This is a genomic window from Rhodopirellula halodulae (assembly GCF_020966775.1).
GTDB classification, from domain to species: Bacteria; Planctomycetota; Planctomycetia; order Pirellulales; family Pirellulaceae; genus Rhodopirellula; species Rhodopirellula halodulae.
The window spans coordinates 79,136-95,556 of the sequence record NZ_JAJKFV010000009.1; the positions used below are offsets into that span (position 1 = coordinate 79,136).

The window sequence follows — 16,421 nt, forward strand, 5'->3', positions numbered from 1 at the left end:
TGACACCGCGAGTGATCTGTCCACGCGAAGTGAGAGAGCGATGAGAAAGTCAACCGAATGCAAAACCATCCTCCGCACGTTGGCGGCGATGTTCGTTGCGTTGGGTTGTTTGTTCTCGATGTCCAGTCGATTGCCGGCTCAGTCTTCAAACGATGATCAAGTTGCCACGCTCGCGTCGAGACAGGCCGGTGTCGCCAAACGTTACGAGCGGTTGGAAGAATTGCTGCTGCGATTGGCGGACATGGAGGCTCGCGAGAATCCAGAGCGATCGGCGTTGCTGCGCCGCGTCGCCAAACAGTCACGCGAGCGATTCGTGTTGGAGAAGCTTCGTGACGCCGGATCGATGATCGAAGACGGTCAATTGTCCAAAGCGATGACCGACCAGAAATCCGCGACGAAGGAATTGCAGTCGATCCTTCAGTTACTGATGAGCGAAGACCGCAGCACTCGCATTCGCGACGAGAAGAAACGGATCTCGGAGTTGATCAAACAACTTCGCCTGACGGAACGCAACGAACGCAGCGTTCGGGCTCGTACCGAAAATGGTGTCGAGATGAGCGAAGTCCAGAAGGAACAGGAAGCGATTGCCGAACGAGCGGAAGAGTTGCGAAAGGAACTCGAGGACGAGAACAGCGACGGCGAAGAGTCCGAGTCGGGCGAGAGTGAATCGCAGCAGGAATCGTCCGAGGGGCAGGCTTCCAAAGGCGAGCCTTCCGAAAAGGAATCATCCAAGCCGGAATCTTCTGGCGATCAAAAATCGGAATCGTCCGACGAGTCGATGAAGGATACTAGCTCGAACGAAGAAGGGATGCCCAACGGCAGCAAGTCAGAATCAGAGAACGAATCGCAGTCGTCGGATCAGCAGTCGGGTGAGCAGAGCGAATCGGAATCGGAGTCTGAGTCGTCGGAGTCACAATCATCCGAATCGCAACAGGGTGAGTCGCAGCAGAGTGAATCTCAGCAAAGCGAGTCGCAGCAGGGCGAATCCCAACAAAGCGAGTCGCAACAAAGCAGCCAATCGCAGTCTGGTGAACAGTCGCAGTCGCAACCGCCGCAAACTCCTCCTTCGCCTCAGCAGCAGGCGGAAGAGCAATTGCAACGCGCGATTGAGCGAATGAAACAAGCTCAGCAGAAGTTGGCACAGAACGAACGCCAAGAAGCCACCGAGCAACAGCGGCAAGCCGAAGAAGAGCTTCGACAAGCGATCGATCGTTTAGAAAAAATCCTTCGCCAACTTCGCGAAGAAGAGATGGAGCGTGAACTGGCCAAGTTGGAGGCTCGGTTGCGAAAGATGGCAACCATGCAGGCGGCGGTGTTGGATCAAACGGTCCAGCTCGCGAAGACTCCCGCCGTGCAACGCAACCGTGCGACCGATTTGAAAGCGGGCGATTTGGCTTTTGAAGAACAAAAAATCACGTTGGAAGCGGACCGAGCCATGTTGCTGCTCCGCGAAGAAGGCTCAAGTGTCGCGTTCCCCGAAGTCGTTTCGCAGTTGCGTGAGGACACCGTGCGAGTGGCGACGCGTTTGGGGCAGAGCAAAATCGATTTGGTCACGCAGGGCATTCAAAACGACATCTTGGCGGCTTTGGAGGAGATGATTGCGGCGTTAGCCAAGGCTCAGCGTGACCTGGAAAAAAAGAAACAACAGGAACAACAGGGCGATGGTGGGGGGCAACCGTCGGGTTCTGGCGAGGAACCGCTTGTCCAGAAGCTCGCGGAGCTAAAATTGATTCGAACGATGCAAACTCGCATCCAAGGCTCCACGGACCGCTATGCTAGTTTGATCGAAGAGCAAGAGTCTTCTGCAGAAGACGTCTTGCCACTGCTCCGCGATTTGTCGCAAAGACAAGATAGGCTCTATCAGATCACACGTGATTTGGTGACCGAGCGGAACAAATGAGGGACATCCTCCCGCGACCTTTTGGGGATCATTGCTGATGAGAATTCGTTTCGCTGCTGCGCGAGGGCGGTTTGCCGCCACGCTGGGAACGTTCGGTTTTGCCGCCGGTTTGGCGACCGCAAGCCTCGGGACCGTTTCATCGGTTCACGCGGATGCCGCCGGATCCATGAGCGAAACCATTCGATTGGGCAGCAACGAATCGGTCCAAGTGATTCCTGAATCGGAGGCCCAGCCGTTGGGACCCAACACGGGGCTCGATGGGGAAGGATCCGATGCACTGAAAAGCAATGCGGATTGGCCGCTGCGTGATTCGGAAGCGATGGCGAAACAACTCCGCGCCGCACTGGATCGTTTGGGCGTCGCCCCGGATTCGATGGATGTCGCGGCTGAACAGTTTTTGATCGGTGTCCAGCGAGATGACTTGGAACCTCTCAATGCGTGGGTCGAATCGGCGTCGCAACAGTTCGATGTGTTGGCTGATCTAGTCAAACGATTGGATGCCGATTTGTTGACCACCGCCCAGGCGATGGATCCAACGGGACCGGATTACGCGATCGTGGAATCGATGCCAGCGGAAATGCGTTCGGCGTTGCGGACATGGATCGGTCGTGAATTGGTGCGGGCTCGGTACTACGACGAAGCACTGCCGATTTTCGCGGAGGTGGATCCGGCGGTGTGCCCGGATGCAGCCACACTGCTTTTCTATCGCGGTGCGTGCTATCACGCTCAGTTGAAAATTAAAGATGCCTTGGCGGACTTGCGACGTTTGTTGCAACGCAAGGATGAGATCCCGGCCCGGTACGCTCGTACCGCCGAGATGATGGTTGCGGACATCAAGCCGTTGAAGAAGGATTCATTGGACGAAATCTCGCGGTTGATGACGGACGTCACACGACGTTTGGATTTGGGGCGAGCCGACGAGACGACTCAGGAACGTGAGCAAGAAATTGTCGACAAGTTGACAAAGTTGATCGACAAGATCGAAGAGGAACAGCAGAAGCAGCAACAACAACAGCAGCAACAACAAAGTGCCAGCGGAAACGGTGGCCGAAGCGATGGCCAAGCATCACCGATGGACGACAGTCGGATCGCGGGTGCCAATGGTCAAGGCGATGTGGATCGCAAAAAGATCGACGACCAAAATGGATGGGGCAATTTGCCTCCCGCCGAACGTCAAGAGTCGCTGCAACAAATCAGTCGTGACCTGCCGACGCACTATCGGGAAGCCATCGAGGCCTATTTCCGAAAATTGGCAACGCAAAAATAACGATCCGTCGTCACGTTAGTTGGGTCGCACCATCACCGTAGGTCCGGTTCCACCGGACTGGTGAGCCGTAGGTCCGGTTCCACCGGACGTTGGTTGGGATGGTGCGGGAGGTTTTTCCGGTGGTGAGTTTCTTAGCTGGCGACGCTCTCGAGATCTCCCGCGTGGGAACCGCAGCTAACGCTGTTCGGCTGCTTGGTTGCTCGAGCGATTAAGCGGTTTGGATGTAGGTGAGCTGTAGGTCCGGTTCCACCGGACGTTGGTTGGGTTGGTGCGGGAGGTTTTTCCGCTGGTGAGTTTTTTTAACCGGCGACGCCCACGAGATCTTCCGCGTGGGAACCGCAGCTAACGCTGTTCGGCTGTTTGGTTGCTCGAGCGGTTGGGCGGTTTGGACGTTGGTGAGCTGTAGGTCCGGTTCCACCGGACGCTGGTTGGGTTGGTGCGGGAGGTTTCTCCGGTGGTGCGTTTGTTAAACCGGCGACGCTCACGAGATCGGCCGCCTGGGAACCGCAGCTAACGCTGTTCGGCTGCTTGGTTGCTCGAGCGATTGGGCGGTTGGGCGTTGGTGAGCCGTAGGTCCGGTTCCACCGGACGCTGGTTGCGTTGGTGCGGAAGGTTTTTCCGGTGGTGAGTTTTTGTAGCTGGCGACGTTCGCGAGATCGGCCGCGTGGGAACCGCAGCTAACGCTGATCGGCTACTGGGTTGCTCGAGCGATTAAGCGGTTTGGATGTAGGTGAGCTGTAGGTCCGGTTCCACCGGACGTTGGTTGCGTTGGTGCGGAAGGTTTCTCCGCTGGTGAGTTGTTTTAACTGGCGACGCTCACTAGATCTCCCGCGTGGGAACCGCAGCTAACGCTGATCGGCTGTTGGGTTGCTCGAGCGATTGGAGGGTTTTGACGTTGGCGAGCTGTAGGTCCGGTTCCACCGGACGCTGGTTGGATTGGTGCGGGAGGTTTTTCCGCTGGTGAGTTTTTGTAGCTGGCGACGTTCGCGAGATCGGTCGCGTGGGAACCGCAGCTAACGCTGTTCGGCTGCTGGGTTGCTCGAGCGATTGGAGGGTTTGGACGTTGGTGCGTTTGCAACGTCAAAACGTCTCGGAAAACGTGCCCGGCGGTCGGCTTCAAACTCTCGCTACCAATCGCTGGAATCAAATTTTGATTTTGGGTGGGGCGGGAAGTTCTTCGATCGAGCCTTCATCTGCCGGCGCGACTTGGCTGGCGGGTTGCACACCGTCGGTAGTCATTTCTTTCGGTTCTAATCGATCGTCTGCGTCGCTGGCTTCATCCGGTGAAGGTGCCAACGTCGGTTCGTTGGGAGTCGCGCTCGGTGCAACTTCGTTCGCGGGGTCGACGGATTCCTCAACGATGGAGGCTTCCTCAACAATGGACTGCGATTGCGAGACGACGACCAATGCGTCGTGGGTCTGCGAGAAACCATCCAGGCGACGGATGCGTCCCAATTGGCCGTGGGCCATCACACCTCGATAGGCATTGGAAGCTGCGTCCACGGTGGCGGATGCGGCGGGAGTCATCGAACCGTCGACGCGAATCAGTTGGTTGTCGTTGACGTTCCGCAACGCATCAATCTGCAGGTAATCCCACCAGATGTCTCCGTCGTCGATGGTGTTCAACGACGCGGCCAAACGCTCGACGCCTTCCGCCAGTTGGCTGGCGACATCAAACGCAGGGCCGGGCGGTGGTGGATAGGACGAGATCACGGGCTCGGAAGGATAAGCTTCCACCGCAGGAATGTTCAGCTGAAATCCAGGCGTGTTGATCTGGATGCCAGGGCTCAAAACTGGGGCTGGAATGGCGGGCCGAGCAACCACGACGGGAGGAACCGGTGGCACGGCAGCGACGGGCGGCACGGGCCAAAATGGAACGGGAGGCCCCACCGGAACAACGCCGCGGTAGCGATACAACGGATCGCGGTAATGACCGGGCCGAACGGGTGGCCCGACCGGAACCACCGCAACGGGGGCCGGGACGAATGCGGGAGCCAGGTAAGCCGACGAACGATAGGCGGGGCCATAAAAGCCAAATCCCGCGCCATCAACGCTGCGATAGCGTGCGACGACTCGTTGGGCGTCGGCTGTCGGCGCGAAGACACCAAAAATGAAGGCCGAAGCGATCAGAAAGCGGCGCATTTCAGTGCTCAGTTCTCGTTGGAAGGAAAGATCCGTTTGTCTTCAGTTTAGTCCATAAATCCCGGTGCCCGAGGTCCAAACTCGGCCATTGCGTGAACAGGTGGGCGTCATCTCGGGTATAATCCAGTTCACCAATGACGCAGCTTGCCCGACCCTCGTCTTTTGACTGGCGTCCGGGCGAAGAGGAGTCTGCCTGGTCGAGAACCATTTCGCGGGCGGCAAGCGTCGTGGTTCCCACCTTGTTTCCAACCTCATGCGGTTGTCCTGACCCCATCGGGACCCGTCCAACACGTTTTGCTACAGGAAGTTTCTAATGCCACAGTCGAAGCCACCCGTATCCAACGAAGCCTCGCGCACCATCGACGCAAGCCGGCGTTCGTTCCTCAAGGATTCTGGCTTGATCGCCGGCACCACTTTGGCTGGCACCTCGCTGGCTGGCGTTTCGATTCCGACCGCCCACGCTGCTGGCGACGACGTGATCAAATTCGTCGTCATCGGTTGCGGTGGCCGCGGAACGGGTGCTGCCAGCAACATCATGCAAACCAAAGGCAACGTGAAGTTGGTCGCGGTTGCGGACGCGTTTGGTAACAAGGCCGAAGGTTCACTGCGAGGTTTGTCTCGCAAGTACGGTGACAAAGTCGCCGTGCCACCAGAGAACGTCTTCACCGGACTGGACGGTTACAAAGCTGCGATCGACGTCGATTGCGATTTGGTTGTGATCGCGACGCCACCCGGATTCAAACCGCAACAGTTCGAGTACGCGGTCAACAAAGGTCGCCACATCTTCATGGAGAAGCCGGTTGCAACCGACGCGCCGGGTGTCAAACGCGTCTTGAAAGCGGTGGAAGAATCGAAGAAGAAGAACTTGATGGTCGGCATCGGGTTGCAACGTCGTCACGAGCCACACTACATGCAGTGCGTGGAACGCATCCACGACGGTGCGATCGGCGACGTGATCTCGCAACAGGTTTACTGGAACGGCGGAGGCATCTGGTATCGCAACAAAGGCGACGATCAAAACGAGATGCAATTCCAGTGCAACAACTGGTACCACTTCAACTGGATCTGTGGCGACCAAATTTGTGAGCAACACATCCACAACCTGGATGTTGGTTGCTGGGTCAAAGGCGAATATCCCGTCGAGTGCAACGGCATGGGCGGTCGCGAACAACGCATGGGCGGTGACGCAACCAAATCGCAGATCTTCGATCACACGTTCTGTGAGTTCACCTTTGCTGACGGCACCAAGATGCACAGCCAAGGCCGTCACTTGGCCGGCGGTTGGAACCACGTTGCCGAGTACGCTCTGGGCACCAAAGGTTCGGCCAACCCATCGGGCCAGATCAAAGGTGAAAACGCTTGGTCGTTCGAAGGCAAACGTTTGAACGGTCACCAGCAAGAGCAACACGATTTGATCGAAGCTCTGATGCGTGGCGAGATCTACAACGAGGGCGAGTACGGTGCGAAGTCAACCTTCTGCGCCATCCTTGGTCGCGAAGCTTGCTACTCCGGCAAAGTCGTCAAATGGGACGAGCTGATGGAAAAGGGCAAGGACCTCTGCCCCGGCATCGACGAGTACACGCTCGAGTCGACTCCTCCAACCGTGCCAGGCGAAGACGGAAAGTACCCAACGCCAACGCCAGGCAAATACTCGCCATTCGCGTGAGTTTGAACGTGGCGGCATGAACGCTGCCATCATTGGATTTAGAGAAGAAAGCCCGAGGGACCACTCTCGGGCTTTTTTCATGGTTGCATCAAGGCCGACGATCGATTCAAGATCGTCGGCCTTTCGCGAATCCGCCGGGGACACCGGAACAGTCAGGGACAACCGTTCGGCACTAGCTAGTCGTCTTCTTTGAGTTGATCCACCAACGACGTGATCTCGTCTTCGGTCATCGTCAGTTTGGTTTGCATTAACATGCGTTTCAGGTGCCGCTGACCAGATTCGCTGGACGGGAAGCCAATGTTGCGGCCGCCTTCGCCTTGGTTTGATGTCACCAAACGATTGCCATCCGCATCGACAATCGCGAACCACGGGATTCCGCCGTCCGCCCCGTCACGCAGTTCCTTCATCAACTCATACGCACCGGTGTAGCGATGGTCCATCTTCACCCACAGGTAGTCTTTTTCCCAGGCACGGTGCTCGCTTAAGAAATCGGAAAGCATGTGACAGGGGCCACACCAAGTGGCGGTTTCTTGGACGATGACACGCTTGTTCTGTTTCTTGGCCTTTGCCAACGTCGCGGCGAACAATTCGTTTGCGTCGATGGGATCGGGGCGGAAAGAATCGAGCCACTCAATCACATGCGATTTGGAGAGCTTTCCATCAACGATGAAATCGTCGCCGGAGGCATGTTCGATCAGCTTGGCTTCCACATCGACGAGGACCAATGAAAACTCGATGGAAGGTTCGATGTTCTTGATTCCAATTTCATCTAGCAATTCGCGTGCTTGTTCCTTCTGGGCATCGCTCGCGGTGTTGATCGCCATCACCAAGTAGTCGTCGCGAACTTTGCGGTAGTCGCTGTCTTCGTACCGCCACTGCATGAAGTCATGCAATCGAGGCTCGTCGACTGTTCCCACTGCGATCAGCAGCATCTGTTTGGAACGTTGAATCCGGTGCACCGCCCGGCCGAATCGTTGCAAAGGCGTTCCGTCCACCGCCATTGCTCGCTCGATGCGTTCGTCCAACGTGGGTGGGACGTACGGCTTTGGTGGAGACGGTATCTTCAGCGTGCCAAGGTCGACCGCTTCGCCAGGTTCCACGAATGCCGTGCCAACTCGCATGCTGCGACCTTGCGAATCACGCTCCAAACTCAGCGAATATTCCTGGTTCGCGGTGAGGCTGTCCAGTAAGAACTTGCCTTCGTCGTCCGTGGTCACCTTGCCGCCGAAGCGAGGGCTGAAGGAACGGTTGTTCTTTCCGGGAACATTAACGGCATAGTTGATCACCGTGTTCGTCGCTGGTTCGTCGGAGTCTCTCTGGTAAAGCACGCCTCTTGCGGAGCCGACCGGGTGAAGTTCGATCTCAACCGATTTTGTTTGGTCATCAATTTTGGTGATGGATGCGAGCTGTCCGTCTTCGTTGGTGACGTGGATGTAGGCAGCGGCTCCATCCGTTTCGACCGAGAACTTGCCTGCCGGATCCGTTGAGGCTTTCCAGTCGGTGCGAATGAATTCTCGTGCGACGCCCTCCAGTTTCGCCCCGGGAACGGGAGTACCGTCCAGTGCATTTCGGACGATGCCTTGCAGCACGACCTTTTGAATCGTTTCGATGCTCGCGTCAACTTGTTTTTCTGATTCACCCGCGACCTTGAATTCGACCGCCTTGCCGCGCTGTGGTGGACGCAGGCTGTACGTTCCATCGCCGAGCTTGAGTTCGTATCGTCCGTCTTCGTCCGTTTCGGCCGCGAAGTAGATCATTGGCCGGACATAACGGTTCGAGTCGTCGGGGTTTGCGATGCTGACGCCATCCAGTTCATTCAACGGCGTGCCGTAGAGGTAGCAGCTCATTCGTTCGTTGCCGACCGGTTCGCCGGTGACTTCGTCCGTGATGTGTCCCGATACCAAAGTGGGTTTGCGAAGTGTTAGCTCCAATCCTTCGACTGGCTGATTGTCGTTGACGACAAAGGTCGGAACGCCGTCGCTGACCCAGGTTTCGTTGTCGACGGTGAGCAAGTAAAGCTGCTCACCTGGCACCTGCATCTCAAACGTTCCATCGTGCTTGGTCGTGTCGATGCCACGTCCGCCGTCCATGGCATATCCTCGGCCCTGCGCTCTTACCATGATGTTGGCAGCGGGCTTTCCTTCGGCATCGACAACTCGGCCGCGAATCGGAACGGTGCGAGTCATAACGACCGATAGATTGGTTTCCGGCCCGAATCGCATTTGGTTCGCTCTCGTTTGGACGAAGCCGTCACGTGAGAGCCAATATGTGATTGGCCTTTTCTGCCATCGCGGAATCCATTCGAATGTCACTCGTCCATCGGCATCCGTCACCTCCGAAAAAGCCGAGTTGCTGAAGCTGAGATTGATCGTGTCGTTTTCAGAATCCTTAAAGAGTAACCAGGGATAGATATCCACGTCCGGTAGCGGGTTTCCTTCGCTGTCAGTGACGTTGATCGTGACGGACGATGCACCGTCCAGTTCGAGCGTCGCACCGTTATCGGGAAACTCGGGGGCTTTGGCGTTTTGATCATTTCGCCGATCACGGGGCACCGCATACAGTTCATAGTCCGCGCCCAGGCCGTTCTTCCATGCCAGGACCGAATGAATTCGATCTGAGGGTGGATAAGAAAACGTGTACTGGCCGGGGGAAACCGAGTTGAATGCATTGATATTGAAACCCGAGTTAATCCGCACCGACAATTTGGCTTCTTCCACCGGTTGATTTTCGCGATCGACGACCCGAATCGTTCCGGTCTTCGCCTCTTCAAGCTGCAGTTGAATGGGCACGGGACGCTGGTTGGACACGTCTTTCTCCATTCGGTCGAAACTCAGCTGAGAACCGTCTGGGCTTCGTGCGTGAAAGGAAGTCCGTTCAAACCCGATCTTTCCAACCAGCACACGGAAATGGAATTGCCCTTCGGAGTCAGCCTGTGTCTCTTGCGTCTGAAGCGGATTCTTTCCGTCGTAGTAGTGAATCTCGACCTTCGCGTTGGGAACTGGTTCGCCCGCTTGGTCGACCACCGTGCCGGCGAATTCGGTGGGCTGGTCAAAGTCGGGGTCCGGTAACTCATCCGTGCGTGCCTGACTCGGGAAGAGGAACGACACAAAAAGGAGTGGAAGGACGAACGGCAGCTTCAAGACTGGATTCCATCGCATCGCGAATTCCTTTGACAGAGACGGCCTGAAAAGTAGTTTCAATATGCTCCCGTTGATTGTAGGGGGTGCTGGCCGGCTCCGTGGCGGTTTTCGCGAAGGCAGATGCTGCTCCATCAAAAGAAAAACGCCAGCGAAGACGAGCTTCACTGGCGTTGGTAACGTTCGGCAAAAGTATGACGTTTACGACATCAGACGCAGTTTGCCTTGGTCGAGCGACAATGATTCGAGCAAGTCTTCCAGCTCTTCGCGGTCGTTGTCGGATTCCAATTTGGCTTGGCTGATCGCCGAGTAGTCCAACGAAGCTTGAGGTGCCACGTTCAGCAACTTGCGTGCTTCCCGTTCGAATTGACCGAGAACTGCATCGAGCACTTCCGCGTTGGGGTCGAGCACATCCACGTTGGGAGCGCTGACTGGTTCGGATGCGGGAGCGGTATCTCCGGAATCATCGTTGTCGCTGAGTGCATTGATGACTCGCAACGCATCGACGGCGGTTGTGGTTCCGTCTTCGTTGACGTCCAAGAAAGCGCGTGACATGGACGTGTCGGATATGTTCAACGCGTTGATCACCAGCAAGGCATCGAGGGCACTTGTTTGACCGTCGTTGTTGACGTCGGTCAGAGTGCGCTGATTGCTAAACGGACCAAAGCTGGCCAACCGTTGCTGGCCCGCGGCCGATGCCGACGCGATGGCGACGGGAGGACCGGCCAATTCCGGTGACGGATAACCGCTGCTGAATTGCACCGAGTCACCGTCGGCCGACGTCAGCCCATGATTGGCATCGAATAGATCGAGGTCTTCGAAGTCGACCATCCCCGAACCATTGAAGTCGGCCCAAGCAGCCAGTTCGTTCGGGCTGCCGACCACCGATCCAAACACGCTCGCGAACATGGAGAAATCCGCGAAGTCGATTTGGTCGCTGTCATCGGCGTCGTAGGGAACCGCCCACATGCCGGTCGCAGGCGTTTGTCCGAGTCCGACGCTGCCGACGATATTGCCCGTCGTCACCGTTGCGTTTTCGATGAGCAACCCCAGGTCGTAAGCACCAATCACGTTGTTGGTCTCGTCCACCGGTGCATCGTCACCTGCCGTCGGTGTGAATCGAACTCGACCGAGCAGAATCGGCCCGCCATCGGCGATTGGCGAGTTCGCCATCAACGAAATGTTGCTGACGGATCCATTGGCGTTATCCAGATCGACCGTTCCGTTGAGGCTGAACGCTTCGGCTGGTTCAAAGGTCCAGGCACTGGTCAGTGCGGTGTTGTAGGACAGATCGAAGGACACCGCATCGACGGTCTGCGTGTTGGCTTCCGGAGTCAAATAGATCTCGGTGGTGAAGCTTTCCCACTCGTGAACGTAGCCGACGGAAGCTGGAACTTCACTGACTCGACCGTCACCGTCCAAGATGCTGTCTTCGCGAACCACGGCCAAGTCGAGCATGGCGGATTGAACATGTTGGACCAATTCCACATCGGTCAGGTCCACCGAACCGGCGTCCAAGTTACCTCCGCCGAAGCGTGCGAACGGAAGAGCTCCCGGTGCGAGCGTGTACGTCGCGGTTCCCTCGGCCGTGGCGACCACTTCGAAGTAACCCAAGCGGACCCAGGTTGGTGCCAACCCTTGTCCGGCTTGCAAGGTTCCGCCACCGAGATCGTCAACCAACCCGGCCGAATCATCGATCGTACCGGAGGGCAGCAAATTGTAGTCGTCGTTGGAAATTCCCACCGCGTCGGCGACATCGGTGTTGTAGCGGATATCGATTTGACCGCCCGCCAACCCGTTGAACTGGTTGTCAAAATCTTGCACCCAGGCTTCGACGTAGTACGTCCCGCCGATCGGACTGCTGGAGATCGCATCGGGAAGCTCGGTCGAGCCCGCCAAGCTTGGTGTCGCGACGGCCCGCAACTCCACGTCCAACACGGATTGTCCGAGCTGGAAGATCGTGACGCTGCCGCTGACTTCATTGGACGCGATCAACAGCGGCTGCCCATTGGGGCTGTCCGCTGGGGATACGAACTTCAGGTCTTCCACGCCCAGGTCGCCGGCGTTTTCAATGTCCGCCGCGTTGGCGTCTCGGTTGTTGATGTACTGAACGAAGGTGGCTTCGGCTGGCGATGTGATGTCGTAGACAAAGACTCCGCCGGTACGTTCCAAGCCAATGAACGCGTACATGCGATCGCCGATGACTCCGGTCGTGATCGCCTCGGGCTCAGGACCCTTTGCATCGCTGCGTGAGTCGAATTCGTTCTCGTCGTTGTTGCTGTTGAACAGATCCGGTACCAACTGAGCGGTCAGTTGTTCGAACTGGTCCCCCGAATCAAAGACGACGTCGCCTGCCGAATTGAAGATCGTGAACGAGCGACCACCGAAGGCGAAGAGTTGATCGAAGTTACCGTCACCATCGGTGTCACCGTCGATGTTCGAAATGGTCAAGCGACCAAGAACATCGTCTTCTTGCAGGTCAGCCGCGTTGGGGAAAGCGGTGGGATCGAGCACGATGTCTTTGATGCGATCCTCATCAAAGTTGCGCGAGTCGCCTTCGTTGGCGGTGGCATAATAGGTTTGACCACCGACTTCGAACGTTGTGATCGCGTCGGGCATGTACAGACCGAACACGGGATGTGGAGCGATTGCAATGGAGTCGTCACGGTCGCTCGGATCGATTCCGTTGCCGGGCAAGGAGTGGTCTTTGACGCCCAGTGGTTGGATTTCCAAAATCGCGGGATTGACCAAATCAACCACAGCGACTGAGTTGGCTTCCTGCAGTGTCACGTAGGCTCGCGTGCCATCGGGCGAAACAGAAGCGAATTCAGGCTCCAAGTCACGGGATGCGGAACGTCCGGGGAAGATCCGCACGCCCTGGGCGCGAAGCGAGTCTTCTTGGCCGTCGAATGCGGTGAAGTCGAGCGTTGTGACATCGAACGAAGTGATGAAGCCATCCTGACGCAGTCGAGCCAGGTCGATGACGCTGATGGTTCCCAAAGGATCGATGGCCGGCGTTGGATTCTCCAGATCGTCTGGTTCTCCTTCGCCCGCCACGACGACTTTCATCCCGTCCGGAGAGAACGTCAAGGAATCGGGCAGTGCCCCCACGGTGACGCTGCCGAGCAACACGCCATCCGTGTTGTAAAACAGAACGCCGCCAGGATTGGTGTGAATCGGAGCGGCCACCGCGACCGCGACAATGCCGCCGGAAATCGCAACGCTATTCACGCCGCCGGTGCCGGTCGGGAACGTGATGGGCGATAGCTCCACCGGATTGGTTGGATCCGCGATGTCCAAAACACCAATTTGGTTGGCGTCGGAATTGGTGAAGAAGACGCGTTGAGTCGCGGGATCATGAGCGACGATCTCAGCGGCTGACTCGTCGAAGACACCCGTTTCGAAAGTGCCCGCGACGGAAATCTTGAAGCTGTCGATCGACGAAGGCGTCAGAATCGTGTCGTTGGTAACGGCCAAGTTCTGGATGCGTTGATCCTGAAGAGGCGAGGTTTCGCTGTCGCGGTAGGGTGCGTTGCCTCCGGCAGGATTGTGATTGGCCAACAGGTACTCGGCGAGAGCATCTTGTTCTTTGCCGGGAGTGAACGTGCTCGATGCTCCGTCTGGTAGACCAGCGGACGACAGGTGCGTCAGATCTTCACCGTAGGCGGGGAAGGGATAGCCATCACCACCGATGGGCGAGCCGCTGGCGAAGATGCCTGCGAGAAAGTCCAGCGTGACAATACGAATTTCACGATTGGGATTGCCAATCAATTGGCCGTCCTGGACCAAGACATCGATGACTTCGCCGTTGTCGTCGACCAATGCGAAACTGCGAACTCGTTGGCCTTCCTGGAGGACGTTGGCCGAAGCGTCCAACATCGAAGCGGGTTCATTCGGATCGAAGCTGAATCGCGCACCACCGATTTGAGGAAACTGACCGGGAGTGTTGTTGCCCGCCGCATCTGTCGCGGCGACACCGTGTTCGATCAATCGTTTCAGTTCCAACGCGGTCACGGTCATGACGGTCAAACCGTTGTCGAACCGAAGAGCGTTTTCGATATCGAGTCGCGAGATCTCTCCGGACTCTTTTCCGGCTTCCGGATTCGCGGCCGTTGGCAATTCTTCGCCGCTCAAGCCATCGATCGCACCAATCGCCGCGCGGATGCCACCACCGTTCTTGATCGAAACAGCAACGGTCGAGTCAAACGCACGTGCCGCGGCGAGGTTAGCGTCGGCGGTCAAGTTTCCAAGGTTGGTTTCCTGTGTGCGAACTTCGGCCCGACGTCCTTCCAAGTAGACATCGGTCGCTCCGAAGATCTCGCCGTCCTTCGCCGTGACAATTCCGCGAACGGCTTGCACCAACTTGTTGACTTCAGTGGCCTTGGTGCTGCCCGCCACCGCGGTTGCAATGTCGGCGGCACCGGTGACGGCCAGGGTTCCCGCTTCGTCCGTCGCGAACACACCACTGACGTTCGTGTCCAGCATTGCTGGGATCAACACACCGTTGGCATCGAAGTCGACAACCAAACGTCCGACGTAGCTGTACTCGCCATCGGTGCTGACAATCAACGTGGGATCGTTGTCCGCGTTGGTGGTTTGCAGTGGATAGGTGCCCTCGGCGACGTCGCCAGCACGCAATGTGTCTTGAGCATCCGCCAACAACGTGTCGGATCCACCGGCGACGATGATGTCGACTCCGTTGAGCAGTCCCGCCAATTCTTCTTCCAGCGAGATTTGTTGCAGGTGGCTAACCAAGATGACTTTGTTCACGTCATCGGCGTTGCCGGCAATGTCATCGTCGCCGTCGGCGATGTCAGCGATCAGGGGATTCAACACGTCGGCCAAGGCTTGCATGTCGTTCGTGCCACCGGCGGTGGAAACGGTACCGCCGGGTGACGAAATTTGGCTGAGAAGCTGAGTGGTTGCACCCACGATCGCGACTGATTCACCGTTGACGTCGGCGATCGTTGCGGGAGCGATTTTGGGAGCCGCGCCGGTGGCCGCCAAGTCGCCCAAATCGGCTTGATAGTCCGTCGTTGCCAACACGTCGGATGTGAACAACCCAGCCAGATTGGGATCACCGGAAAAATCGAGGTTGGCACTTAGGTAAGGGAATTGAGCGCCAAGCCATCGCACGTCACCCAATGTATTGCCGCGGATGTCGGTGCCCATCAAGCCACCGAGTGTGTCGGTGCCGAAGTCAAATTCGTGGTTGCCGAGTGCGGAAGCGTCGAACTCGAGCAAATTCATGATCGAGATATCAACGCGACCACCATCTTCACGGATGTTGTCCAGGCCGGCTTCGCCAAACAGTCCTTGGTAGGCTGCTTGCAAAGGAGCACGGAGGTCGCCATCGCCGGAGGCACTGAAAAATGGGCCACCGATGAAGTTGTCACCCGCCGAAACCAACAGCGATCCACGGCCGTCGTTTTCCGCTTCGGTTTCGAGAGATTCAACGATTGCCGCGAAGTGGGGTGCGTCGGAGATAGCGTTGACGCCACCTTCCAAGTCGCTGGCGTGAAGCAGTTGCAACGAGAAATCCGACGCCATCAACTGGCGTGACTCGAGTACTTGCAGACTAGCTCGCAGTTGTTGGCGGCGCTGGGGTGAACGTCGGGAACGAAATCGCTTTGCCACGTGTAACTTCCAATTTCGATAGGTAGAAAGGTGGGATGGTGTAAGTCCCGCGGATTCTGACGATCAAAAATGAAGTTGCTGCAAACGTTGCTCGCGGAGTTCCATGCGAATTCAATGAAGATTCGCGGAAGGCAGATTCGCACCCAACGCGAATTTTCATTTCAACGAGGTGCGGACAATGTGGATGAACACGTGTGGCACTACACGACTCGAATGCCTGCGTCGCTTCGGCTATAAAATTGTTTATGTCGGCGAACAACGAAGCCAGCTACGCCTACGAACGACAACAATGCTAGGCTACAAGGCTCTGGTACGGCCGTTACGTTAATCGTCGATGAAACACTTGCCGGCACAAACGTATTGAAGGGGTCTGGGCCAAGAGAATTGAAAGACGGAGTAGGCGCACGCATTTCGATCGAAAACGGTCCTGACGCAACTGCAGAAATGTCAAGTGATATTGTCCCCAGTCTTATAAAGTCTATGCCTAATGGGGCTACTAAGGGGGCAACGGTCAATCCAGATACAATGCCATTACCCGATAGCTCAGCATTTTGGGCGTCGATGCGAGTTGCTTGGCTTCCTGACGCATCAAGGCCAGACGCGAACGTATACAGAATCGGATCTGGTACGGATATCCCCCCGGATCCACCGACTGAAAACTCAATGTCATAT

Annotated in this window: 9 protein-coding genes; 4 read left to right on the plus strand and 5 right to left on the minus strand. The window is 56.9% G+C overall.

Annotated elements, in window-relative coordinates; all coding sequences use genetic code 11:
• Window positions 1-88: 88 nt before the first annotated feature.
• Together LOC70_RS06715 and LOC70_RS06720 are read left to right on the plus strand one after the other, a co-directional pair.
• Window positions 89-1,900 (plus strand): hypothetical protein, encoded by a 1,812-nt coding sequence (locus LOC70_RS06715; protein ID WP_230252986.1) that lies wholly within the window; start codon window positions 89-91, stop codon window positions 1,898-1,900.
• 166 nt (window positions 1,901-2,066) lie between these two features.
• Complete coding sequence (locus LOC70_RS06720; protein WP_230252987.1) at window positions 2,067-3,167, plus strand: hypothetical protein; 1,101 nt, start codon at window positions 2,067-2,069, stop codon at window positions 3,165-3,167.
• 1,143 nt (window positions 3,168-4,310) lie between these two features.
• Here the strand turns inward: LOC70_RS06720 and LOC70_RS06725 are convergent.
• A complete protein-coding gene (locus tag LOC70_RS06725; RefSeq protein ID WP_230252721.1) occupies window positions 4,311-5,309 on the minus strand; it encodes a hypothetical protein in 999 nt (332 codons plus the stop codon).
• A 313-nt stretch (window positions 5,310-5,622) separates the two neighbouring features.
• Between LOC70_RS06725 and LOC70_RS06730 the strand changes: the two genes are divergently transcribed.
• Window positions 5,623-6,975 carry a Gfo/Idh/MocA family protein gene (locus LOC70_RS06730; RefSeq protein WP_230252722.1) on the plus strand — a complete coding sequence of 451 codons (1,353 nt, stop codon included), beginning with the start codon at window positions 5,623-5,625 and terminating at the stop codon, window positions 6,973-6,975.
• A 176-nt stretch (window positions 6,976-7,151) separates the two neighbouring features.
• Here LOC70_RS06730 and LOC70_RS06735 read toward each other — a convergent pair whose 3' ends face one another.
• The gene (locus tag LOC70_RS06735; RefSeq protein WP_230252723.1) at window positions 7,152-10,133 is read right to left on the minus strand and encodes a thioredoxin family protein; all 2,982 of its coding nucleotides are present in this window, start codon (window positions 10,131-10,133) and stop codon (window positions 7,152-7,154) included.
• 180 nt (window positions 10,134-10,313) lie between these two features.
• Window positions 10,314-15,749, minus strand: coding sequence for a choice-of-anchor I family protein (locus tag LOC70_RS06740; RefSeq protein ID WP_390889007.1), 5,436 nt, complete (start codon window positions 15,747-15,749; stop codon window positions 10,314-10,316).
• A 69-nt stretch (window positions 15,750-15,818) separates the two neighbouring features.
• Between LOC70_RS06740 and LOC70_RS06745 the strand changes: the two genes are divergently transcribed.
• Entirely contained in the window at window positions 15,819-15,986 is a 168-nt protein-coding gene (locus LOC70_RS06745) for a hypothetical protein (RefSeq protein WP_230252725.1), read from the plus strand.
• Here the strand turns inward: LOC70_RS06745 and LOC70_RS24600 are convergent.
• Together LOC70_RS24600 and LOC70_RS06750 are read right to left on the minus strand one after the other, a co-directional pair.
• Window positions 15,950-16,159: a PEP-CTERM sorting domain-containing protein gene (locus LOC70_RS24600; RefSeq protein WP_390889012.1), complete on the minus strand. Its 210-nt coding sequence runs from the start codon at window positions 16,157-16,159 to the stop codon at window positions 15,950-15,952. The genes LOC70_RS06745 and LOC70_RS24600 overlap by 37 nt on opposite strands.
• Before the next feature lie 101 nt (window positions 16,160-16,260).
• Window positions 16,261-16,419, minus strand: a complete 159-nt coding sequence (locus LOC70_RS06750) for a hypothetical protein (protein WP_230252726.1) — start codon at window positions 16,417-16,419, stop codon at window positions 16,261-16,263.
• Window positions 16,420-16,421 lie beyond the last annotated feature (2 nt).

What these genes read in the sequence shown, in the direction of transcription:
- LOC70_RS06715 (WP_230252986.1), top strand. Translation starts at nt 89, where the DNA reads ATGTTCGTTGCGTTGGGTTGTTTGTTCTCGATGTCCAGTCGATTGCCG.
- LOC70_RS06720 (WP_230252987.1), top strand. Translation starts at nt 2,067, where the DNA reads ATGAGCGAAACCATTCGATTGGGCAGCAACGAATCGGTCCAAGTGATT.
- LOC70_RS06725 (WP_230252721.1), bottom strand. Translation starts at nt 5,309, where the DNA reads ATGCGCCGCTTTCTGATCGCTTCGGCCTTCATTTTTGGTGTCTTCGCG.
- LOC70_RS06730 (WP_230252722.1), top strand. Translation starts at nt 5,623, where the DNA reads ATGCCACAGTCGAAGCCACCCGTATCCAACGAAGCCTCGCGCACCATC.
- LOC70_RS06735 (WP_230252723.1), bottom strand. Translation starts at nt 10,133, where the DNA reads ATGCGATGGAATCCAGTCTTGAAGCTGCCGTTCGTCCTTCCACTCCTT.
- LOC70_RS06745 (WP_230252725.1), top strand. Translation starts at nt 15,819, where the DNA reads ATGAAGTTGCTGCAAACGTTGCTCGCGGAGTTCCATGCGAATTCAATG.
- LOC70_RS24600 (WP_390889012.1), bottom strand. Translation starts at nt 16,159, where the DNA reads ATGCGTGCGCCTACTCCGTCTTTCAATTCTCTTGGCCCAGACCCCTTC.
- LOC70_RS06750 (WP_230252726.1), bottom strand. Translation starts at nt 16,419, where the DNA reads ATGACATTGAGTTTTCAGTCGGTGGATCCGGGGGGATATCCGTACCAG.